This is a genomic window from Niallia sp. NCCP-28 (genome assembly GCF_023168165.1).
GTDB lineage: Bacteria > Bacillota > Bacilli > Bacillales > Cytobacillaceae > Niallia.
The window spans coordinates 638,837-660,174 of record NZ_BQYJ01000001.1 but is presented as its reverse complement, the minus strand read 5'-3'; the positions used below and the strand labels follow the sequence as shown (position 1 = coordinate 660,174).

Sequence of the window (21,338 nt, the reverse complement as noted above, 5' to 3'; positions counted from 1 at the left end):
TTCGTAAAGTTAGCTCATCCCTATATGCCACCTTTTTTTAAAGGAAGTGATTTACTAATGAATGAAAATAGAAAAACCATTATTGTTAAAGAAATTGTGTACTGGAAGGAAAATCGTATGCTTCCTGAGCATTATTGTGATTATTTATTAACACTCTACACAGAAGGAAATCATCCTGCAAAAGAAGCAGACTCGATAAGCAAAAGTAGTTTAACCCTTTTTTTAGGCAGTCTCTGTTTATCATTTATTCCAATAATAGTATTTTTATTTTATTTTACTGAATTGTCTTTTATTTTGCAAATGAGTATTTCACTAATTTTTCTGACTTTTTGCATTGGAAGCATTTATTTTTTAAAATATAGACACTTAGGAGCAGATATTGCAATTTCCGCTGCTGTGCTAATTTTTTTGCTTGCAAGTGTACATATGGTGATACAGCTGTTTCCAGGAAATTTAATGATGCTTAATAGCATGTTAATATTCCATTGTTTAATATGGTTTATTACAGGTAGAAAGTTTAAGCTATTATATTTGACCATATCATCCTGTGTTGGATTTATTTTATTAATTGGTCTTTTTTTCTATAAAATATCTTAATTTCGATGATGATTTTGCAACAAAGCGCAACAATATTTATACTAATAAAAGAAATAGTTGTGGAAAAAATAGCTTCAATATGATTTATTTTGGCTGCTTTCTCAAAAGAAAAAAGACGAAGCAGGATGGAGCAGCCTGAATACGGATGAGAAGGGTACGGTACTCGTCCATGGAAAGGGAAGTCTTCAGACTGTGTTTTTAAAAGCAGCAATCGATACAAAAACAGTTTTTATTTTTTAGAAATGTGGTGTAAAAATGAACACGGAGAAATTATCAAAACGGCTAGAAACAGTCGCAAAATATATTCCAGAAGGTGCAAAGTTTGCTGATATAGGTTCTGATCACGCCTATTTGCCTTGTTATATGCTGAAAAAAAATAAAGCTAGCTTTGCAATTGCAGGAGAAGTGGTAGAAGGGCCTTATAAATCTGCATGTACGCAAGTAAGACAAGAGGGCCTAACTTCTGTGATTTCTGTTCGCAAAGGAAATGGCTTAGAAGTGGTGGAATTAGGGGAAGTGGATTGCATAACGATTGCTGGTATGGGAGGATCGTTAATTGCTAGCATTCTTGAACAGGGGAAAAAAAAGCTTTCCACCGTAAAACGTTTGATTCTTCAGCCAAACATTCATGCCTATGCGATTCGCGTATGGCTATTAGAAAATAAGTGGAAATTAGTGCGAGAAGAAATAATAGAAGAGGATGGAAAAATTTATGAAGTGCTTGTTGCCGAACAAGGGAAAATGGGGCTGCAAGATAAATTAAATGAAGATGCAGTCCTATTATTAGGCCCTTTTTTGATGCAAGAAAAAAATAGTATCTTTCAGAAAAAATGGACATCTGAAATTAACAATTGGCAGAGGATACTAGCAAAACTAAAAGCAGCTCCTGATTCTGAAGAAAATAACCAAAAGAAAAAAGAACTCATAGAAAAAATCACTTTAGTGGAGGAGGTTTTGTTTGATGAAACAAATTAATGGATATGAAATTATTTCTCTATTTGAACAGTTTTCTCCTAAAGCCTATGCAATGGAAGGAGATAAAATTGGATTGCAAGTTGGCGACTTAAGCCGTCCGGTAAAAAATGTGATGATTGCACTCGATGTGTTGGATGAAGTAGTAGAGGAGGCTATTGCAAATAAAGTAGATCTAATCATTGCTCATCACCCGCCCATTTTTCGTCCTTTAACAAAAGTTACAAATGATAATCCAACTGGTCGATTAATGGAGAAATTGATTAAGCATGATATATCTGTGTATGCTGCCCATACAAACTTAGATGTAGCAAAAGGTGGGGTGAATGATTTATTAAGTGATGCCCTAGGACTAATCGATACAGAGGTTCTTATTCCTACATATGAAGATAAATTGAAAAAACTGATTGTTTATGTACCAAAAGAAGCGGAAGCAGATGTCAAAAGTGCATTAGGTGATGCAGGTGCTGGATCAATTGGAAACTATACCCATTGTTTGTTTTCAACAGATGGGCAAGGACAGTTTAAACCAGGAAGCGATGCAAATCCGTATATAGGAACACACCATGTATTAGAAACTGTTCAGGAAGCGAAAATAGAAACTGTTATTCCAGCTTCATTAGAAAAAAAGGCGATAAAAGCGATGCTAAAAGCTCATCCGTATGAAGAAGTGGCATATGATTTATTTGACCTGCAAACTAGCGGGGAGCAATTAGGGTTAGGAAGAATCGGCAAGTGTGAGGAAATGACGCTTTCAGAGTTTGTTTTGAAGGTCAAAAAAGTATTAGAAGTGGATACAGTTAGAGTGGTAGGAGACTTAAATGCCAAAGTAAAAAAAGTGGCTGTACTTGGGGGAGATGGCAATAAGTACTTCTCTCAAGCCTTATTTAAAGGGGCAGATGTGTATGTTACAGGAGATATGTATTATCATGTTGCACATGATGCCAAAGCGCTTGGCTTAAATATTATTGATCCAGGCCATAATGTGGAAAAAGTAATGAAAAAAGGGGTTTCCAAAAAGTTAACAGCAATGTGCTTAGAAAAGGGCTATAATGTTTGTATTTTTCCATCGGAGATTCATACAGATCCATTTCAATTTGTTTAATAGCTATAGAAAAAAAGATAAAAAAGTCGGAATTTGCTTCCGACTTTTTTATCTTTTTACTTTTGGCAGTATTTTGTGCAATGGAACTTTTTTCTGCCGATCCCATGTATTCTCATCATTTGGATCATACTGATCAAGAAAGTTTATCACTTCTTTTGTAATAGGAGTAGGAGTAGAGGCTCCTGCTGTCACTGCCACAACATTAGCATTTTCGAGCCATTCCAGCTGCAATTCAGAAATATCTGCAATTCGATAGGCTGTAGTATGGGAGATTTCTTCGGAAACTTGTGCCAAACGATTGGAGTTATTGCTTTTAGGATCTCCAACTACAATCAATACATCAGCTTCTCCAGCTTGTTTAGCAACCGCTTCTTGTCTTACCTGTGTCGCTAAACAGATTTCTTTATGAAATTCTGCATGGGGGAATTTTAATTTAATGGATTCCATCAAGTCGGCAACATCCCATTGGCTCATCGTCGTTTGGTTGGTAACAAGTATTTTTTCTCGTGTAATCGTTAACTTTTCCACATCATTAATTGTTTCCACAAGAGAAACAGCATGTGGAGCAACTCCAACTGCTCCCTCTGGTTCTGGATGCCCTTTTTTCCCTATATATATAATAAAATAGCCTTCTTTTTCTTTTTCTTGTATTAAATCATGTGTTTTTGTTACATCAGGACAAGTTGCATCCAATGTAACCAAACCTTTTTGTTTAGCTATTTCTCGTATTTCTGGCGATACACCATGTGCTGTAAAAATAACTGTGCCAGTATCCACTTTTTCTAGAATTTCTTTGCGATTTTGTCCATCTAATGTAATGATGCCATCTTCTTCAAAAGCATCGGTAACATGTTTATTATGAACAATCATGCCAAGAATATAGATCGGACGTGGCAATGATTTATCTAATGCCGCATTACGGGCAATAACCATCGCGTCAACTACCCCATAGCAATAACCCCTCGGGGCAATCTTAATTACTTTCATTTTTGAATTCCTCCCGCATAGGCAAGTCTCTATTTTCGATTCGTTCCTTTTAATAAGTAACGAAAATTCTCTCTGTAACAATTCTATTATATAGAAATATGCACAGAAAACAAAGCATTAGAACATTTTGAGGAAAAACACCAAAAAAAAATAGAATCTTAGATACAATTCTATTTTTGATAAGGTTTATTAAAAAATCAGATTAGTTAACATTTTTTCCTACACATATAGCTTAGGAATAGATGATCCATTATTTTTTTTTGGTGTCTGGATTTTCCGTTCTTCCTCAGAAACATCTATTTCCACATCTTTGGATGAAGGAGTCGTTTTGTTAGAATGCTGTTTGATTGGCATGGTTTCGATTGTTTTTTCATTTGCTGGCATGGTTGTTTCAGTTGCAGTATTGTTTTCATCAGCGGTCCCGGTGTTTTTTAACCCTCTATAGAGCTTCCACATTGCTGGGATATTGCGAACCATTGGCCCATATTGATTAATCATTGGACCAAGCTGGCTAGCGGTGTTAAGAAATTTTTGGGAATTGGCTAAAAAGCCATTAATAGAGGCCGGATTTGTTATTGTTTTTAAGAGACCTCCTCCAGCCCCAGCACTTCTTGCCCCAGCACTAGCAGCGCCAGCGGCATTTGCAGCGCCTTTATTTCCTCCTCCAAGAAGTTTAGACAAAATACCGCCTCCACTTCCTCCATTACGGGCTCCAGCGTTTCCAGCAATTTTCCCCAAGCCAGGACTTCTTGGACCGCCGCGGAAATTAGCTGGTCCTTGTGGCATCATTCTGCCTCCCATTCCTCTTTGAAAAGGCATCTGTTGTCTTGGTGGCATAGTCTTGCCTCCTTTCACTATTTCTCTTTTATAGACTATGCGCTTTCTATCTGTTGTGTTTAGGTTTTATGAGGAAGAGTGCAAAATAGATGATTTTTGCGGGTTTAGAAAAATCTTTAATAGCTGGGGAGCTTTTTTATAAATGGAGGATAAAAAGATAAGAAAGCATACTAAAATAAAAAAAATTCGTTAAAACTAATTAATACATAGTATTAGTGGTCTTTTAGCCAAAACTTTATTATAATAACATGATGAACAAGTGAGCAAATGTATGGAGTTCTAATGAAAATGGCGAATTTCCCCAGTTAACCCTCTCATAAGGGAAAGCTTTATTCTGCGCTTTTAAACATTTGCGATACTATTAAGGAGTTTAATGATGAGTACAACAAAATTTGATCGATATAATTTAAAACCATTTATTATAAAAGCGGTAGAAGAGTTAGGTTTTTATGAACCGACAGAAATCCAGGCGAAAGTAATGCCTTTAATGTTAAAAGGGGAAAGTGCTATTGGACAATCTCAAACGGGCACAGGAAAAACCCATTCTTATTTATTGCCTATTATGCAAAAAATAGAACCAGAAAAACAGCAGGTTCAAGCAGTTATTACAGCGCCAACAAGAGAATTGGCAGCACAAATTCACCAAGAAATTTTAAAAGTGGCAAAACATTCAGAAACAGAAATAACATCCCGCCTGTTTATTGGTGGCACAGATAAACAAAGAACAATTGAAAAATTAAAAGCCCAGCCACATATTGTAGTAGGCACGCCAGGAAGAATTAATGATTTAGTACAAGAACAAGCTTTAGTAGTATATACGGCAACTACTTTAATCGTCGATGAAGCAGATTTAATGCTGGATATGGGATTTATAGAAGATGTAGATCAAATTGCAGCCAGAATGACAAAAAATTTAAATATGTTTGTTTTTTCGGCAACTATTCCAGAAAAATTAAAACCATTTTTGAAAAAATATTTAGAAAATCCTACTTTTATTCAAATTGAGCCAAAACAATTAACTGCTGCAAAAATTGAACATATTCTTATTCCATCTAGACATCGCGATAAAGTGACAACTGTTTATGAAGCTTTAAAGAGCTTTAATCCTTATTTAGCGATTGTATTTACAAATACCAAACAAAAATGTGATGAAGTGGCCGCTGGCTTAAGCAATAGAGGATTAAAGGCAGCAAAACTTCATGGAGGGTTAACTCCACGAGAACGAAAAAAAGTAATGAAACAAATATTGGATTTAGAATACCAATACATTGTAGCTACAGATCTTGCTGCAAGAGGAATTGATATTAAAGGAATTAGCCATGTTATTAACTATGAGTTGCCAACAGATTTAGATTTTTATGTCCATCGTGTAGGAAGAACGGCACGTGCCGGCTACTCTGGAATTGCGCTGACGATTTATGAAACATCTGATGAAGATGCATTAAATCAGTTGGAGAAACTGGGTGTAGAATTTAAAAATATGGATTTGAAAAATGGCGAGTGGGTTGCTATTGATGATCGCAACCGCAGAAAAAAACGCACAAGACAAACGGATGAGATTGATGCGAAAGCAAAATCTTTGGTTCAAAAACCAAAAAAAGTAAAGCCAGGATACAAAAAGAAAATGCAGCGTGAAGTAGAGAGCATTAAAAAAAGAGAAAGACGAATAAAAAGCAAAAAAAGATAACCATTCTAACCTTAGGATGCAGGATACAAAGAGGAGAGAGAAATATTGCTTAAGATAGGTTCTCATGTCAGCATGAGCGGCAAAAAGATGTTAGTAGGGGCAAGTGAAGAGGCTGTTTCTTATGGAGCCAATACATTTATGATCTATACAGGTGCACCTCAAAATACACGCAGAAAAAAAATAGAGGAGTTAAATATTGAAGCTGGAAGACTTCATATGGAGCAAAATGGCATAAATGAAATTGTTGTCCATGCCCCATATATCATTAATATGGCAAATACGACAAATCCAGCGACATTTGAACTTGGTGTGAATTTTTTGCGCACAGAAATTGAGCGAACAGAAAGTTTAGGAGCAAAACAAATTGTTTTGCATCCTGGAGCACATGTTGGTGCAGGAGCGGACATTGGCATTAAACGAATCATTGAGGGGTTGAATGAAGTTCTAACTGGCAATGAGAACTTGCAAATCGCATTAGAAACAATGGCAGGCAAAGGGACAGAATGCGGCAGAAGTTTTGAGGAGCTTGCGATGATTATGGACGGAGTAGTGCATAATGACAAGCTGTCTGTCTGTTTTGATACTTGCCATGTCCATGATGCAGGCTATAACATTGTAGAAGATTTTGATGGTGTACTTAACGAATTTGACCGAATTATTGGTGTGGATAAGTTAAAGGTGCTGCATATTAATGACAGCAAAAATGCTAGTGGCATGCGAAAAGACCGTCATGAAAATATCGGTTTTGGCCATATTGGTTTTGCAGCATTAAATAAAATTGTTCATCATCCACAGCTTATGGATATTGTGAAAATTTTAGAAACACCATATGTTGGAGAAGATAAAAATAATAAAGCAGCCCCATATAAGCATGAAATTGCTATGCTAAAGGCACAAATTTTTAACGAAAATCTTTTAGTAGATATCATGCAAGGTTAATAAGAATGGCTGATTAGAGTGAAAGATGGAAAACTCCTGTGGGATTAGCGGACCAAGTGAGACCTCGAGGCTCACCGCCCGCCCCGTGGAAAGCGAGAATCCTTCACTGCAATCAACCTCCTTCTTTAAAAGCAATAAAGTTTACGAAAACAGCCTTAACGAAAAATGCAAAAATTAGGTTTTTCAGCAAATGGAATAGGTAGGTTCTTGAGCGATTAGAAGAGACCCGGCAAAGTGCTTCTTCGCTCATGGGAAGCGAAAATGTATGCAAGCTGCTTGATTTTAAAAGCAGCAATCTATATGAAAAAAATCCAAGAAATAAAGAAGCCAGTTGAAAAGCTTTCCTTTTCAACTGGCTTTTTAGCATGTATTTTTTCAGCCATTATGTGTAAAGATACATTTTTTTAACTTGTGAATAGGTTAAAAAGCTGATTAACTTCTTTTGCGGTGGCTGGACTTGTAATTTTAGCCATATCCTTAACTAATTGTGCTCTTTCTGATGGGTTAAAAATATTGATTTTTTTTCCATGCAAATGATTTGCTAATTTTTCCGCTTCATCATTTGTAAGGGCAATTTTAAATTGTTTGCTGTACTTTAATAATTCAGGCGCAGTTATATTGCTAACCTTATGATTAATAATATTTTCAAAAATTTTCATGTCATCACTCCCCATTCTAAACATATGAAAGAGCGGCGAAAATTGTGCCTATTTTTTTTAGGTATTATTAAATAACTCTATAGGTAGCTTAGTTTAGTTGTTTTAGAAATAATATTATTTTTTAAAAGTGATTAGTGCTTGCTTTCTTTTTGTGCTTCTTGTATACTATTTTAGATAAATCGTAACGATTACTATATTAAAAAAATAGCTGACATATAAGATAACAAATGGAGATGGGAGAATGAATGTTCAACAAGCATTAGAAATATTAAAGGAAAAAGGATATAAACATACTGGAAAAAGAGAAGACATGCTTGAATTATTTGCAACTAAAAACAAGTATATTACTGCAAAAGAAGTGCTTGATGCTCTAAAAAGTGATTATCCAGGATTAAGTTTTGATACCATCTACCGCAACCTTTCTTTATTTGTTGATTTAAATATTTTTGAGATGACGGAATTAAGCGGCGAAAAACATTTTCGTTTTACATGTTCCCATTCCCATCATCACCATCATTTTATTTGTTTAGAATGCGGGAAAACAAAAGAAATTATCACTTGTCCCATGCAGGAACTTACTGATAATTTAAAAGGATATGATGTATCTGGACACAAATTTGAAATTTATGGAAAGTGCCCAGAATGTATCCATTAAAAAAGGGGCTGCCTAATAAGTCCTAAAATAAAAAGAGGGGAAGAAAAACAATTTGTTTTTCTTCCCCTCTTTTTTGAATTTTTAGCGGATCATTGCTGATTTCGCCCATTTATCTACCCAAGCATATGCTTCATTCCAATCAGCTACTCGTATAACACCTTCAGGAATAGGATCTCGGTTATACGGGGTATCAAATAAAAGAACAGGAATTCCGCACTGTTCATGTATCATCACGGCATTATCATGTTTATCTTCAAAAAATAAATCAACTTTATATTTTTTTGCTGCCGAAATTTTATTATGTGTTCCAATTAGATCAATATGGTCGAATGATAGGCCATTATTTGCAAACCATTCTTTTGTTACTTCTAAAAGGTGGGTTCCTCTTGCGCTAATAAAGTATAATTCAAATTCCTCCACCCAATTTTGCAAAACAATATTTGCTCCTTCAGCAAGAGGAGAAGCAGTGTAAATCTTTGGTTCATTTTGTATAAACCATTGATCAAATTCCTCTTTTGGCACATTTACTAATGGATATAAATCATATTCTTTAATGTCATCCAATGTAATATTTAATTGAAAGCTTTCATTTAAATATGGCACAAAAGTTGATGGGCTTGTAACTGTTCCATCAATATCAATTCCAAATCTTAATTTTTTCATCTTTAACTCCTTTTTGCGATTCGCCAATATGCAGCATTTTTTATAGTATGAGTTATCTGGTCCACTTGTATTAGCTTAACAAATATAAACAGGTACGAAAAGCTATTTATATTAACAGCGGAAAATCTTTTCAAGCAAATACCTGTAAGCGATGCTAAACATTTACAGCTATATAGATAAAAAATCTGGAAATCATAATAAATGCTCCTATGAAAGAAAGTGAGGGATCATCATGGCAGATTATAATAGCAATGAAAGAGACGATCTTCAAGATAGAGAGCAATATGGTTCGCCAAAAGATTATTTAGAAGAAACTTCTGCTGAAATCGCACCACCGATTAGATTTAGCAATAGAGAACGCCATATTGAAGGAGAAAGAGAAGGAGGAAAAGGGATAGGAATCACTGCGTTAATCTTATCCGTTTTATCCTTGTTTTTCTGGCCAATTCTACTTGGAGCAGTAGGAATAGTAATGGGATTTATGGCAAGAAGAAGAGGAGCAATCACCTTAGGTTCTTGGGCCATTTCACTTGGAGCCATTTCCATTATTATTGGAATTTTTATCGCCCCGTTCTTTTAACTGATTAAACAAAAGAAACCGAAAAAAGCATAGCTTTTTCGGTTTCTTTTGTTATGGAATATCGATTTCTGATTAAAGGGTTTTTGATCCTCGCTGATTGAAGTTTCCCTTTATTGCTCTTTCAGTTCTGCCGCTTCTTCCACCGCTTTTTTGGCGAAATATTCTTCTGCTATTATATCGATTTCCTTTTTTAATTCTTCTACCATTGTTTCTTCCGGCACTTTACGAACGATTTTTCCTTTGCGGAATAAAAGTCCCTCTCCTCTAGCGCCGGCAATGCCGATATCAGCTTCCCTTGCTTCGCCGGGTCCATTGACCGCACAGCCAAGCACTGCTACTTTAATTGGCGCTTTTATAGTAGAGATATATTCTTCCACTTCATTTGCGATAGAAATAAGGTCGATTTCAATGCGTCCACATGTTGGACAGGAAATTAGTGTTGCTGCATTTGATGATAAACCAAATGATTTTAACAATTCTCGGGCTACTTTTACTTCCTCTACAGGATCAGCACTTAAAGAGATGCGCAGTGTATTTCCGATTCCCTTAGATAAAATTGCTCCTAAACCAGCAGCGCTTTTAACGGTACCAGCAAACAAAGTGCCGGATTCAGTAATGCCTAGGTGCAATGGATAGTCAAATGCCTGTGCAGCTTTTTCATATGCTTCTATTGCCAAGTTAACATCAGAAGCCTTCATAGATACGATAATATCATAGAAATCTAAGTCTTCTAAGATTTTAATATGATGAAGGGCGCTTTCCACCATGCCATCAGCAGTTGGATAACCGTATTTTTCCAGAATTCTTTTTTCTAAAGAACCTGCATTAACGCCTATTCTTATTGGTATTCCTTTTGCTTTTGCCGCTTTTACGACAGCTTCCACTTTTTCTTTTTTGCCGATATTCCCTGGATTGATGCGGATTTTATCTGCTCCGCCTTCGATTGCTTTTAATGCTAAGCGATAATCAAAGTGAATATCTACTACAAGTGGAATATTTATTTGTTTTTTTATATCTGCAATTGCATTTGCTGCACGTTCATCAGGACAAGCAACACGGACAACTTGGCAGCCTGCTTCTTCCAGACGTTTTATTTCTGCAACTGTTGCTTCCACATCATGGGTTTTGGTTGTTGTCATACTTTGAATGACTAGTTCATTATTTCCGCCAATAGTTAAATTCCCTACTTTGATTGGACGGGTTTTCGTACGATGTATAATTTCACTCAATGGTGATTCGCTCCTTTAAATATTGGACACGCCAAATATAAAATGAAATAAAGTGTTCATAATTAAAAATGTACCTTTCCTATTGTAACAATGATATATAAAGATTGACAAGAAACTTGCTGTTTTTTACAGTTGATTTTCTTTTTTGCTGTTTTCTTAAAGGCTGCTGATTTTAAAAGCCACAATTTATACGAAAACAGACTATTTTTTCATTAATGTAAAAATAGCAGAAAAATAATTATTGATGACTGTAAAAAGTTTGTAGAGATTTTTCATTGCAAGTTTGTTGCCAACAATATATTAAATGACAAAAAATATCAAGTTCCATTTCCTGTATAATCAGGGAAATGATAAGTTTTTCCAATTTGAATCTCTTCTGGTGATGTGCCGTCATTTAGTTGTTTGAAATCTTTGATTAATTGATCAATTGTTACGGGAATATTTTTGTTTAATTGTTTTTCTATGATCAGTAGAGCAGTATCCCCTGTTTTCACTTTATAATCAAAGGATGGAAATGAAGAAGAATTAGAGTTGACAGGAACAGCTTGTGAGCTAGAATCAGGTTTTTCTGTATAGTTAAGAGTGCCATGGCTTAAGTCAAAGTAAATAACATAGATAGTAATGAGAACAAGAAAGGTAGCAGCAAGCCGTTTCATTGTTTATGAAGCCTCCTGTTTAATAGAATAAATGCTAGATTTGTATAAGGTATGCTTTATATGCTGCTAATATTCCTTAACAATGTGCTAGATTTGCTGGATCAAAAAGGATGAGGGCTAAAAGGATTAGGAAAAAAGTATTGTATTAAAGAAGAATTTACCTTCTCTTTACAGTGGGTTAATAATCGACTGTCAAAATAGGAGAAAAGGGGGATCTTCATGAAAAAAGGCAAATTTCCAAATAAGAAACGATTGCAGTTATCTATTCGAAAACGATTACTATTATTTGTCATTTTATTGCTGCTGCTAACTACTTTTTCGATTACCTATGTCGCCGTTACAAAATCAAAAGATTTGGCGATAGAACTTATGCATCAGCGTCTTGCTAAAGAAACAAAAGCAACTTATATTATGTCGCAAAATATTATGTTTACATATGTAGATGATCAGGAAAAATTTCAAAAAAAGATAGAGCAGGTTATACATAGTCAAGATGCAGATTTTTTGAAAGACAATATTGAAGGACAATTCTATTTAGTGACAAATGAAGAAATTAAATCTTTTCGTGTGAATAAAAATGATGCTATTCCATTGCCTAATAATGTCGTCAAAGAACTGCGTCAAAAAGAAAATGGGATTATGGAAAAGGAAATTGGAAAGAAAAAATATTCTATTGCTTTTATGAAAATTCAAGAATTAAAAGGGATATATGTGATCGCCGTTCCCCAAGATGATTATTTGCAAGAAGTGAAGACGATAAGTGAAATTATTATCATTGTATCTGGTATTAGCATGATAGTAACGATTTTGATGATTCTTTTAATTGTAAGAGGCATCATAAATCCTTTAAAGGATCTTGGTTATATGATGAGTGAAGTAAGCAAAGGAAATTTAGGGGTAGCAGCAACAAGCGATACTTCAATTCCAGAAATTCAATCATTAGTGCATAGCTATCAAATAATGATAGATAAAATAAGAAGAGTTCTCACAGAATTGCAGTTGTCTAGTGGCGATTTAACAAAAACAGGAAATATGCTTCAAGAACATTCCAATACTATGATAGAAAAAAATAATTTTTTAACTAATATGATAGCAGTAGTAAAAAAAGGAGCGAATGAGACGGCAGTATGTTCAGATAGCACAATTGATGTTTTTCAAGAAATGAAACAAACTATTAAGCGAGTTTCTGCAAGCATGCATGAGATGAATGGAAAAACAAAAACGATGAACGAATGTGCTAATATTGGTGAAATGAATATAAAAGAGCTGTTTCAGTCTTTAAATGACCTTCATTTGGATGTTAGGGAAATGGCAGCTACTATTGGGCAAGTGAAAGCGCAATCGATGTCCATTGAAAATATTATATTTTCTATTCGAAAATTAGCAGACCAGATAAAGCTGGTTGCTTTAAATGCGTCGATTGAAGCAGCAAGAGCTGGAGAAAATGGCAAAGGGTTTGCTGTTGTTGCAGCTGAGGTTGGAACCTTAGCGAATTCATCCAAAAAAGCGACGGAAGAAATTAATGAATTCACAAAAGAAATGGATAAAATTGCGGAAAAAGCTTCTGCAGAAATGGTGCAAATCACAAATCAATTTATGAAATGCTCGCAAATTTCAGAAGAAAGCAGCACTTCTTTTAATCAATTATTGCAAGGAATTAAGGTTGTTAATAAAGAGTTGGATTTTAATCAAGGGAAATTAAAGGAGCTGCAAACCTTTTTGCCGATAATGGAAAATTCCTCCTTGCAATTAGCGGCAATCAGCCAGCAAACATTGGCAAATGCTGATGAGATGAAAGACATTGCTGATATGCATAAAGAAGGGGTGCAAACTAATGCAAAAGTAAATGAAAAGCTAGCTGAATTAGTGCAGACAATTAAAGAAGTTTCTAATGAATTTTTAACGTAAAGCTGTGATTTTTAAATCCATAATAATAATACAGTATTTTCTATTCTAGAAAGTACGTTGTTTTTTGCCACAATAATACTAATGCATAACCATCCGGCGAAGAAGAATATTGCCAAAACCATTTTGTTCACCTCTTGTGTTAAAATACCTGCTGATTAAAAACGGCATTTTAGTCTTTAGAAATTCCAAGTATTAAAATTAGTATGCCTTTAAGCTATAGGAGTTTATGTAAAATAAAAAAGTGTTTTTCAAGTAAATAGCAGTTTTTTCTAGTTCTCATATTGGTTTAAGGAGTTTAGAAGAAGTGGGGATTTTTGAGGAATGACTGCTATTATCGCTGCTGTGAAAGCAACGATAATAAAAAAGGATAAAAACCTTTGCAATTGGCCTTTATCCTTTTTATATTATTGTATATTTTCTTCTGGCTGTTTTTTAAAAGGTACTTCTTTGATGCTAAGGAATAACATAAATAAAGTGACTACCCAATTTAAGAGCATTCCATTTGGTACAGACGTTTGAATTGCATCCATAATGACAAAAAACAGTGTCGGCAATGTCATGCTGTACACAGTAATTCTCCAAAGCTGTCCATATGTTAATGTACGTCTCATTGTGCGTGCAAATAAACTGCCGAAAACAGCAAAAACAAATGCTTCTATTACTTTGGAAATAAGCAATATGATAAAATAAACAACTGCCAAAATCGTAATAAGTATTGGAAGCATAGAATCAAATGCATTTAAAGAAGCCGCGATATCATCTTTTGTAATACTCACATTTCCAAAACTTGAGTATTCAAATGTTTGGGATTGCCCTGCAGCTACAATAATAAATTCTTTTTGTAGTAATGCAACTGTGTTGCCAGATGCGCTGATATTACTTTCTTCATATGTACCAGTAGAATCAATGATAATCGTTAAATCATCCTTATTTATTATGGTAGGCTCTTTTGCATTTGATTTCAGTTCATTGTCTTTTATAGAAAAAGAAAGGGAATCTTCCTCTAATGTATTGGATAGCGACTTGACTCCTTCGTTGATTCCACTGCTTAAATAGTATAAAGCGGGAATGGAGGCCAACAAGGTTAACAAAATAAGATAAAGAATGGTTTTTCCTTTTCCTTGCATGCGAAAGCTAGCTATGTCTCTGGGAGAATAGATGCTTTTGTAAAACTGCTTAAAAATATTCATTTTGACACACCCTTATAAAGATTCATTACTATTTTATCCTCGCAGAAGGATAGATACAAGTTTTGGGCATAATTTAAATAGAAGTAAAAAAATAGCTGGCATTGTTTAGTAGAAAACAGGGTATGTAGTAAAAAAATAATAATGAAAAGGAGTATATATGGATTATATTTATTGGACAATTATTGGGGTGCTTTTTCTTATAGCATATATTGGGCTAGTATACCCGATTATTCCCAGTGTATTATTTATTTTAGCTGGTTTTATTGCATATGGTATATTTTATCATTTTACATCATTTTCCATTCTCTTTTGGATTATTCAAGGCATGTTTGTTCTATTATTGTTTTTAGCTGATTATTTAGCTAATTTAGTTGGCGTGAAAAAATATGGGGGGACAAAAGCTGGCGTATGGGGCAGTACAATCGGCCTTTTAGCTGGTCCTTTTGTTATTCCTGTATTAGGAATAATAATCGGACCGTTTTTAGGTGCGGTAATTGCTGAATTATTGGTAAGCCGGGCAAATTGGAAAACAGCATTAAAAGTGGGGATGGGCTCTTTAATTGGTTTTTTGAGCAGTGTCATTACAAAAGGGGTTATTCAAACAATTATGATTATTTATTTTTTATTACGCATTAACGGGCAGTAAAACCCTAACCTAAGAGATTATAAAAGAAAAAGAGAAATCTATAGGGGAGATAATGGCCTGTAAAAGCCCGGGGGAAAAGAACACAGACTAAGGAAGCCACTCTTTAGTCTGTGTAATCTATATGCTATAGTTGGCCTCAACTTCCAAGCAGGAGAAATGGAGGAAATACTGATGTTTTTAGTTTAAGCCGCATATATCAGCAGGACAGTTTTGACAGTCTACAGCTTGTTTTAAATAGGCAAGGTTTTTTATCGTGAATTTTTGATTGGAGTAAGAAATAATTCCCTCTTCCCGAAGCTCTTTTAAAATACGCTGCATTACTTCTCGGGTACCGTAGGTTAAATTGGCCAATTCTTGATGCGTCAGTGGAAAATCGATTAAAATTCCTTCATCTGTTTTTTTTCCAAAGGAATGGCATAATCGAATTAAAATACTGTATAAGCCTCCTTTTTTCCCATTCATAATTAAATCTTGACATTTCATATGTGCTTTTAAATAGCCATTGCTGAGCCATGTAGTTAGAGCAGTTAAAAGAATAGGATCTTTTATGACAGCTTCTTCGAATTCTTTTCGATCGATTGCAAGTATTTCGCAATCCGTCATTGTTTTAGAAAAAAAATGATACTTTGGAGCATTTTTAAATAGATTGTATTCTAATAAAAGATCTTCATCGTGCAATATTTTTAAGATGAATTCTTTTCCTTTTTCATGAACTCTTCCCAATGATATTGTCCCATTTAATAAAATGAAAATTTGATGAACTGGATCCTTTTCTTGAAATAGTAGGGTTCCTTTTTTTATATGAATAATTTTGTTGATATCAAAAAAGTTTTGGATTAATAAACTGTACAATGATAATTGAATTTCTGTCATATTTTGCACTCCTCTAATTGTTCTCCCACCTTGATTAAAGGATATTGTGAAAAGATTGTCAATCTCAAAATGTTAAATTATGTATAATGAAAAGAAGGAGACAATCATATATAAAGAAAAATCATTGATATAGCAGGGAAAAGCGCATAAGTGACAATTTTGCGAAATTCTTCTTTGTCAGTTCCTTCTTCTGTTAGAAGGGGAGGAAAATATTTGTCCTAAGATAAATGTGAACTATATCACAAGTTGCAAATGATTTTAAAGGCGGTTTGCTCAAAGTGGTTGTTTTAACAGAAAAAACAGGAGAAGCAGATTTTGAGCAGGAGAGCAAATCGAAGTGTATGTAGGCTGATAATTTTAAAGGGCATAATCTTATACGAAAACAGCCATTTTAAAACACTGCTCTTTTTTGCAAAGTTATTGTTTAAAGATTTACAATATGGGTACTTTAATGTTGTTGGCGAATGAAGCATAAACATTGAAAATATAGGAATAATTTGATAATGTTAATGAAAAGGTCATTTCATATTAGTAGTATACAAATAGTTTTAACTTCTGCTAATAAGTAATGCCATTTTATAAAAACTTATATACATAGGAGGAATTAACCATGTCTTTCACTTTACCACAATTACCATATGCATACGATGCACTTGAGCCACATATCGACAAAGAAACAATGAATATTCACCATACGAAACACCATAACACATATGTTACAAATTTAAATAACGCTTTAGAGGGAAATGCTGAACTACTTTCTAAGACAGTAGAAGAAGTTGTTTCTAACTTAGATGCAGTACCTGAAAGTGCACGCACTGCAGTACGCAACAATGGCGGCGGACACGCTAACCATTCATTATTCTGGCAAATAATTTCACCAGAAGGCGGCGGTGAACCAACTGGCGACCTAGCCAGCGCTATTGACAGCAAATTTGGAAACTTTGCAAACTTTAAAGAAGAATTCTCTAAAGCAGCTACTACACGCTTTGGTTCCGGCTGGGCTTGGCTAGTTGTAAATAATGGCGAATTAGAAGTAACTAGCACACCAAACCAAGATTCTCCATTAATGGAAGGAAAAACTCCAGTTCTTGGTTTAGATGTTTGGGAGCATGCTTACTACCTAAATTATCAAAACCGTCGTCCTGAATACATTAATGCATTCTTTAATGTAATCAACTGGGAAGAAGTATCAAAACGTTTTGCTGCTGCAAAATAATCATTAGTGTAAAAGCAGGGGCTGTACTCAAAAGTCATTTTTTAATGACTTTCGGGACAGCCTTTTTTTTATGATGGCTTTGTTTGCAAGTGGATTTTATTTACATAGATCTGCAAGAAAATATCATCTTTTGTTTTCTCTATATTAGATGTATAACTAACTAATTTTTGATAGAAACTACCCTAGAACAAAGGGGAGTTTTTTATGATGAAAAATAAATTGCTTGGCGATGTTGAACTGACAAAAGATTTGAATTTATTGCTGCTTATTGGAGGATTATACTCATTAAGCATTGCTCTTTCTAATACTTTTGTAAATATCTTTTTATGGAAGCAGTCTGGAGAATTTAAAGATTTAGGCTTATATAATATGGCGATTATCATTTTGCAGCTAGCAACTTTTATTTTAGCAGGTAGATGGGCGAAAAAAATTGACAGAGTCATTGTACTGAGGATTGGGGTTATCTTTTTAGCAGTGTTTTATTTAGCTGTTTTATTTATAGGAGACAAGGCCGCTTCATTTTTGCTGTTATTAGGAGGTTTGCTTGGAATAGGCTATGGTTTTTACTGGTTGGCTTTTAATGTGCTGACATTTGAAGTAACAGAGCCGGAAACAAGAGATTTCTTTAATGGGTTTTTAGGTATTTTAACGTCGGCCGGAGGGATGATTGGACCCATCTTAGCTGGATATATTATTTCTTCCTTTACTAAATCTACTGGATATATGGTTGTATTTGGAATTTCACTTGGTTTGTTTTCGTTGGCTGTAGTGTTAAGCTTCTTTTTGAAAAGGCGCCCTGCTAGCGGTCAATATTTATTTGCACGAATTATTAAAGAAAGGCAAAATAATAAAAATTGGAAATATATAACCAATGCGCATTTTTTCCAAGGAATGAGGGAGGGCACATTTGCCTTTGTTATAACAGTATTTGTATTTATTGCGACTGGAAGTGAAATGGCATTAGGGAAATTTGGTTTAATCAATTCCGGAATTTCCTTTGTCGCCTATTATATTGTTTCGAGAACAATCAAAAATGATAATCGCAATAAAGCTATTTTAAGCGGCGGGATTTTGTTGTTTTTCTCCATGTTTATTATCATCTTTGATTTTTCTTATACGAAATTATTAATTTATGCAGGGATAATAGCTGTAGCTTATCCGCTGATTTTAGTCCCTTATACAAGTTTAACATTTGATGTAATTGGAAGAGGATGGAATGCAGGCGAAATGCGGATTGAATATATTGTTGTTCGTGAAATGTATTTAAATTTGGGACGGCTATTGTCTGTTTTAATTTTTATTGTTGGAGTTAGTTTTTTTAATCCTGATCATGTATTGCCGTATATTTTATTTGTTTTAGGCACAGGACACACGATTATTTATTTTTGGACAAAAAATATTCACTTTGAACAAAGGAAAAATATATCAAAATAAATTTCTCTACTAGTCAGACTGTATAGTAAGTCGCCTGAACTTACTATACAGTCTTTTGGTTTTTTTGTATGATTATGACGTATAAATTCCACCAAATTAGCAATTGTCCTAGATATATCCAAAAATATTCGATAAAATAACAGAGTGGAGAAAGTGTGGTGTTTTCAAATGGGGGAAAAAAAGAGAAAGAAAAAAAATCAATTTCCACTTCGGTTAAATATTTTATTTTTTGTAGTGTTTTTGCTGTTTTCTGCTTTGATACTGCGTTTAGGATTTGTGCAGATTGTCTACGGCGACGATTATAAAAGAGAATTAGAAAAAAAAGAAGATGTTATTATCAGCACTCAAGTTCCTAGAGGAGAAATGTATGATCGGAATGGCCATAATATTGTCAGCAATAAGGCGAAAAATTCCATTACATATACCAATTGGGATGTAAAAGCAAAAGATATGCAAAATACGGCAGAAAAGCTTGCTAGACTAATCAAAATGGATACAGAAGATGATCTGAAAAAGATTACAGAAAGAGATAAAATTGATTATTGGATTCTTCTTCATGAGAAAGAAGCAAAGGAAAAGGTGACAAAAAAAGAAGATGCGGAGCTGCAAGAGGCGTATAAAAACGATTCAAAAAAATATCAAAAAGCTTATAATGAACTTCTTCGTTCGAGAATTACAAAAGAAGAGATTAATAGTTTTTCTAAATTTGAGCTGGAAACGCTGGCAATCTACAGAGCCTTTAACAGCGGCTATTACTATACACCGCAAATCGTAAAAAATAATGGGGTAACAGATGAAGAGTTTGCTAGAGTCAGTGAACATTTGGCAGAATTGAAGGGTGTGGACACAGCAAAAGATTGGGATAGAACGTATGCTTACGGTTCCACCTTAAAAACAGTGCTTGGCAATGTATCCAGTTCTCAAAGAGGGGTGCCTGCTGAAGCAAAAGACAGCTATTTGGCAAAAGGCTACAGCATGAATGATCGTGTCGGCCTCAGTTATTTAGAAAACCAATATGAAGATATTCTAAAGGGACAAAAAAAGAAAATTAAATATATAAAAGATAAAAAAGGCAATATCGTTGATTCAAAAGTTTTAACAGATGGAGAATCAGGAAAAGATCTGGTTTTGACCATTGATATGAAGCTGCAGCTGGAAGTAGAAAAAATTATTGAGGAAGAATTAAAAAGAACCAAAAGAGGCTATGCAGGAACTTATCTTTTAGACAGGGCTTTTGTTGTATTAATGGATCCAAAAACAGGAGAAATTTTGACAATGGCCGGCAAAATGCTTGGCAAAGATGATAATGGCAACCAGCAGGTGCAGGATTTTGCTCTTGGGAATATTACAACCTCTTATAACGTAGGATCCACGGTTAAAGGAGCGATGGTGTTAACAGGCTATAAAGAGGGAGTTATTCATCCATACTCTGGTTATCTTGATGAAGTGATGCAAGTAAAAGGATCTCCGCCTTTTAAGTCATGGAAAACAATGGGCTATATTAATGACTTAACGGCATTGCAACAATCTTCCAATGTCTATATGGCAAAAACAGCGATTGCAATTGGAAAAGGGCACTATAGTTATGGGCAGCCATTAGATACTCGTACTTCAGAGGCTATTTCCACTATCCGCAATTCATTTGGAGAATTTGGGCTCGGTGTTAGAACAGGCATTGATCTTCCAAATGAAATGGTAGGTTTTAAAGGACAAGATACACAAACACCTGGTAATTTAATGTTCTTATCAATTGGACAATATGATACGTATACAAATATGCAGCTTGCCCAATATGCTTCAACAATCGCAAATGGGGGCTACCGCATACAGCCTCATATTGTAAAAGAAATACGAGATCCGTCGCTAGGGGAAGAAAAACTTGGGGGCATGGTGCAGGAAATTCAGCCAAAAGTATTAAATAAAGTCGATTTAGAGCCAGGCTGGATTGAGCAAATACAAAAAGGATTTCGTATGGTGATGACTAGCGGTACAGGAAAGGTTTTTGCAGGAACTTCTTATCAGCCGGCAGGAAAAACAGGAACAGCCCAAGCTTTTTATGATGGACCCCTCCGCAGCAATTACAGTGCGCCTCCGCAAGTAATGAATGTCAGTTTAATTACGTATGCACCATATGAAAATCCGGAAGTGGCAATGGCAGTGCTTGTACCGTGGGTGTATACAACAAACAGTGGACCATCGCCAAACCTAACGATTGGAAAACGTGTCCTGGATAAATATTTTGAAATGAAAAAAGAAGAAGCGGCTAAATAAAAAGCGGCTGACTTAAAAAGTGCAACGGAAGGAAAAAAGAATAGCATTTACAAATAACGGAAGCTGCAAACGATGATTCATCATGGTTTGCGGCTTTTTTTACGAGGAAAAAATGTGGGGATTTTTGGATGAATTCTTTTTAGAAAGATGCATGCCATTGTATAGTTGTCAGTCCTTTATCTTTAGATATTTTTCTAAATAAAAAGGACGATAAAGGAAAATAGTAAGATA

General features: G+C 34.7%; 20 protein-coding genes. 12 read left to right on the top strand and 8 right to left on the bottom strand.

From position 1 onward, the window contains the following. The first annotated feature begins 57 nt into the window (after positions 1–57). The 3 genes from NCCP28_RS03390 to NCCP28_RS03380 all read left to right on the top strand — a co-directional run bounded on the left by NCCP28_RS03390 (position 58) and on the right by NCCP28_RS03380 (position 2,674). Positions 58–597 carry a hypothetical protein gene (locus tag NCCP28_RS03390; protein WP_248559978.1) on the top strand — a complete coding sequence of 180 codons (540 nt, stop codon included), beginning with the start codon at positions 58–60 and terminating at the stop codon, positions 595–597. Positions 598–852: 255 nt separating this feature from the next. Further along, positions 853–1,572, top strand: a complete 720-nt coding sequence (locus tag NCCP28_RS03385; protein ID WP_248559977.1) for a tRNA (adenine(22)-N(1))-methyltransferase — start codon at positions 853–855, stop codon at positions 1,570–1,572. Then, complete coding sequence (locus NCCP28_RS03380; protein ID WP_248559976.1) at positions 1,559–2,674, top strand: Nif3-like dinuclear metal center hexameric protein; 1,116 nt, start codon at positions 1,559–1,561, stop codon at positions 2,672–2,674. The genes NCCP28_RS03385 and NCCP28_RS03380 overlap by 14 nt, the downstream gene beginning before the upstream one ends. 48 nt (positions 2,675–2,722) lie before the next feature. Here the strand turns inward: NCCP28_RS03380 and NCCP28_RS03375 are convergent, their stop codons facing one another. Together NCCP28_RS03375 and NCCP28_RS03370 are read right to left on the bottom strand one after the other, a co-directional pair. After that, a complete protein-coding gene (locus NCCP28_RS03375) occupies positions 2,723–3,661 on the bottom strand; it encodes a 4-hydroxy-3-methylbut-2-enyl diphosphate reductase (RefSeq protein WP_248559975.1) in 939 nt (312 codons plus the stop codon). Positions 3,662–3,880: 219 nt separating this feature from the next. Continuing rightward, positions 3,881–4,498: a YqfQ family protein gene (locus tag NCCP28_RS03370; RefSeq protein WP_248559974.1), complete on the bottom strand. Its 618-nt coding sequence runs from the start codon at positions 4,496–4,498 to the stop codon at positions 3,881–3,883. 376 nt (positions 4,499–4,874) lie between these two features. Between NCCP28_RS03370 and NCCP28_RS03365 the strand changes: the two genes are divergently transcribed. Together NCCP28_RS03365 and NCCP28_RS03360 are read left to right on the top strand one after the other, a co-directional pair. Then, positions 4,875–6,185 carry a DEAD/DEAH box helicase gene (locus NCCP28_RS03365; RefSeq protein ID WP_248559973.1) on the top strand — a complete coding sequence of 437 codons (1,311 nt, stop codon included), beginning with the start codon at positions 4,875–4,877 and terminating at the stop codon, positions 6,183–6,185. Between the two features lie 45 nt (positions 6,186–6,230). Then, the gene (locus tag NCCP28_RS03360; RefSeq protein ID WP_248559972.1) at positions 6,231–7,124 is read left to right on the top strand and encodes a deoxyribonuclease IV; all 894 of its coding nucleotides are present in this window, start codon (positions 6,231–6,233) and stop codon (positions 7,122–7,124) included. 404 nt (positions 7,125–7,528) lie between these two features. Here NCCP28_RS03360 and NCCP28_RS03355 read toward each other — a convergent pair whose 3' ends face one another. Then, positions 7,529–7,783, bottom strand: a complete 255-nt coding sequence (locus NCCP28_RS03355) for a DUF2624 domain-containing protein (RefSeq protein ID WP_248559971.1) — start codon at positions 7,781–7,783, stop codon at positions 7,529–7,531. Positions 7,784–8,024: 241 nt separating this feature from the next. Between NCCP28_RS03355 and zur the strand changes: the two genes are divergently transcribed. After that, on the top strand, positions 8,025–8,438 hold the full coding sequence (zur, locus tag NCCP28_RS03350) for a zinc uptake transcriptional repressor Zur (protein WP_248559970.1): 414 nt from the start codon (positions 8,025–8,027) through the stop codon (positions 8,436–8,438). Between the two features lie 81 nt (positions 8,439–8,519). Here zur and NCCP28_RS03345 read toward each other — a convergent pair whose 3' ends face one another. Next, positions 8,520–9,101, bottom strand: a complete 582-nt coding sequence (locus tag NCCP28_RS03345; RefSeq protein ID WP_248559969.1) for a hypothetical protein — start codon at positions 9,099–9,101, stop codon at positions 8,520–8,522. A gap of 232 nt (positions 9,102–9,333) precedes the next feature. Between NCCP28_RS03345 and NCCP28_RS03340 the strand changes: the two genes are divergently transcribed. Then, entirely contained in the window at positions 9,334–9,681 is a 348-nt protein-coding gene (locus NCCP28_RS03340) for a DUF4190 domain-containing protein (RefSeq protein ID WP_248559968.1), read from the top strand. A 110-nt stretch (positions 9,682–9,791) separates the two neighbouring features. Here NCCP28_RS03340 and ispG read toward each other — a convergent pair whose 3' ends face one another. Continuing rightward, on the bottom strand, positions 9,792–10,910 hold the full coding sequence (gene ispG / locus NCCP28_RS03335) for a flavodoxin-dependent (E)-4-hydroxy-3-methylbut-2-enyl-diphosphate synthase (protein WP_248559967.1): 1,119 nt from the start codon (positions 10,908–10,910) through the stop codon (positions 9,792–9,794). A 317-nt stretch (positions 10,911–11,227) separates the two neighbouring features. Further along, positions 11,228–11,566 (bottom strand): hypothetical protein, encoded by a 339-nt coding sequence (locus NCCP28_RS03330; protein ID WP_248559966.1) that lies wholly within the window; start codon positions 11,564–11,566, stop codon positions 11,228–11,230. A 219-nt stretch (positions 11,567–11,785) separates the two neighbouring features. Here NCCP28_RS03330 and NCCP28_RS03325 point away from each other — a divergent pair, with 219 nt between their 5' ends. Beyond that, positions 11,786–13,474 (top strand): methyl-accepting chemotaxis protein, encoded by a 1,689-nt coding sequence (locus tag NCCP28_RS03325; protein WP_248559965.1) that lies wholly within the window; start codon positions 11,786–11,788, stop codon positions 13,472–13,474. Between the two features lie 404 nt (positions 13,475–13,878). Here the strand turns inward: NCCP28_RS03325 and NCCP28_RS03320 are convergent, their stop codons facing one another. Further along, entirely contained in the window at positions 13,879–14,664 is a 786-nt protein-coding gene (locus NCCP28_RS03320) for a DUF1189 domain-containing protein (RefSeq protein WP_248559964.1), read from the bottom strand. A 157-nt stretch (positions 14,665–14,821) separates the two neighbouring features. Between NCCP28_RS03320 and NCCP28_RS03315 the strand changes: the two genes are divergently transcribed. Beyond that, the gene (locus NCCP28_RS03315) at positions 14,822–15,310 is read left to right on the top strand and encodes a DUF456 domain-containing protein (protein WP_248559963.1); all 489 of its coding nucleotides are present in this window, start codon (positions 14,822–14,824) and stop codon (positions 15,308–15,310) included. Between the two features lie 177 nt (positions 15,311–15,487). Here NCCP28_RS03315 and NCCP28_RS03310 read toward each other — a convergent pair whose 3' ends face one another. After that, positions 15,488–16,183 carry a Crp/Fnr family transcriptional regulator gene (locus tag NCCP28_RS03310; RefSeq protein WP_248559962.1) on the bottom strand — a complete coding sequence of 232 codons (696 nt, stop codon included), beginning with the start codon at positions 16,181–16,183 and terminating at the stop codon, positions 15,488–15,490. A 610-nt stretch (positions 16,184–16,793) separates the two neighbouring features. Here NCCP28_RS03310 and NCCP28_RS03305 point away from each other — a divergent pair. The 3 genes from NCCP28_RS03305 (at position 16,794) to NCCP28_RS03295 (ending at position 21,107) form a co-directional block, all read left to right on the top strand. Beyond that, on the top strand, positions 16,794–17,402 hold the full coding sequence (locus NCCP28_RS03305; RefSeq protein ID WP_248559961.1) for a superoxide dismutase: 609 nt from the start codon (positions 16,794–16,796) through the stop codon (positions 17,400–17,402). Positions 17,403–17,606: 204 nt separating this feature from the next. Then, entirely contained in the window at positions 17,607–18,836 is a 1,230-nt protein-coding gene (locus NCCP28_RS03300; protein WP_248559960.1) for an MFS transporter, read from the top strand. Positions 18,837–19,004: 168 nt separating this feature from the next. Further along, positions 19,005–21,107 carry a peptidoglycan D,D-transpeptidase FtsI family protein gene (locus NCCP28_RS03295; RefSeq protein ID WP_248559959.1) on the top strand — a complete coding sequence of 701 codons (2,103 nt, stop codon included), beginning with the start codon at positions 19,005–19,007 and terminating at the stop codon, positions 21,105–21,107. Positions 21,108–21,338: the final 231 nt, after the last annotated feature.

Bases quoted from the DNA above. Each gene is read 5' to 3' on its own strand.
- NCCP28_RS03390 (WP_248559978.1), top strand. From the start codon at position 58: ATGAATGAAAATAGAAAAACCATTATTGTTAAAGAAATTGTGTACTGG.
- NCCP28_RS03385 (WP_248559977.1), top strand. From the start codon at position 853: ATGAACACGGAGAAATTATCAAAACGGCTAGAAACAGTCGCAAAATAT.
- NCCP28_RS03380 (WP_248559976.1), top strand. From the start codon at position 1,559: ATGAAACAAATTAATGGATATGAAATTATTTCTCTATTTGAACAGTTT.
- NCCP28_RS03375 (WP_248559975.1), bottom strand. From the start codon at position 3,661: ATGAAAGTAATTAAGATTGCCCCGAGGGGTTATTGCTATGGGGTAGTT.
- NCCP28_RS03370 (WP_248559974.1), bottom strand. From the start codon at position 4,498: ATGCCACCAAGACAACAGATGCCTTTTCAAAGAGGAATGGGAGGCAGA.
- NCCP28_RS03365 (WP_248559973.1), top strand. From the start codon at position 4,875: ATGAGTACAACAAAATTTGATCGATATAATTTAAAACCATTTATTATA.
- NCCP28_RS03355 (WP_248559971.1), bottom strand. From the start codon at position 7,783: ATGAAAATTTTTGAAAATATTATTAATCATAAGGTTAGCAATATAACT.
- zur (WP_248559970.1), top strand. From the start codon at position 8,025: ATGAATGTTCAACAAGCATTAGAAATATTAAAGGAAAAAGGATATAAA.
- NCCP28_RS03345 (WP_248559969.1), bottom strand. From the start codon at position 9,101: ATGAAAAAATTAAGATTTGGAATTGATATTGATGGAACAGTTACAAGC.
- NCCP28_RS03340 (WP_248559968.1), top strand. From the start codon at position 9,334: ATGGCAGATTATAATAGCAATGAAAGAGACGATCTTCAAGATAGAGAG.
- NCCP28_RS03330 (WP_248559966.1), bottom strand. From the start codon at position 11,566: ATGAAACGGCTTGCTGCTACCTTTCTTGTTCTCATTACTATCTATGTT.
- NCCP28_RS03325 (WP_248559965.1), top strand. From the start codon at position 11,786: ATGAAAAAAGGCAAATTTCCAAATAAGAAACGATTGCAGTTATCTATT.
- NCCP28_RS03320 (WP_248559964.1), bottom strand. From the start codon at position 14,664: ATGAATATTTTTAAGCAGTTTTACAAAAGCATCTATTCTCCCAGAGAC.
- NCCP28_RS03315 (WP_248559963.1), top strand. From the start codon at position 14,822: ATGGATTATATTTATTGGACAATTATTGGGGTGCTTTTTCTTATAGCA.
- NCCP28_RS03310 (WP_248559962.1), bottom strand. From the start codon at position 16,183: ATGACAGAAATTCAATTATCATTGTACAGTTTATTAATCCAAAACTTT.
- NCCP28_RS03305 (WP_248559961.1), top strand. From the start codon at position 16,794: ATGTCTTTCACTTTACCACAATTACCATATGCATACGATGCACTTGAG.
- NCCP28_RS03300 (WP_248559960.1), top strand. From the start codon at position 17,607: ATGATGAAAAATAAATTGCTTGGCGATGTTGAACTGACAAAAGATTTG.
- NCCP28_RS03295 (WP_248559959.1), top strand. From the start codon at position 19,005: ATGGGGGAAAAAAAGAGAAAGAAAAAAAATCAATTTCCACTTCGGTTA.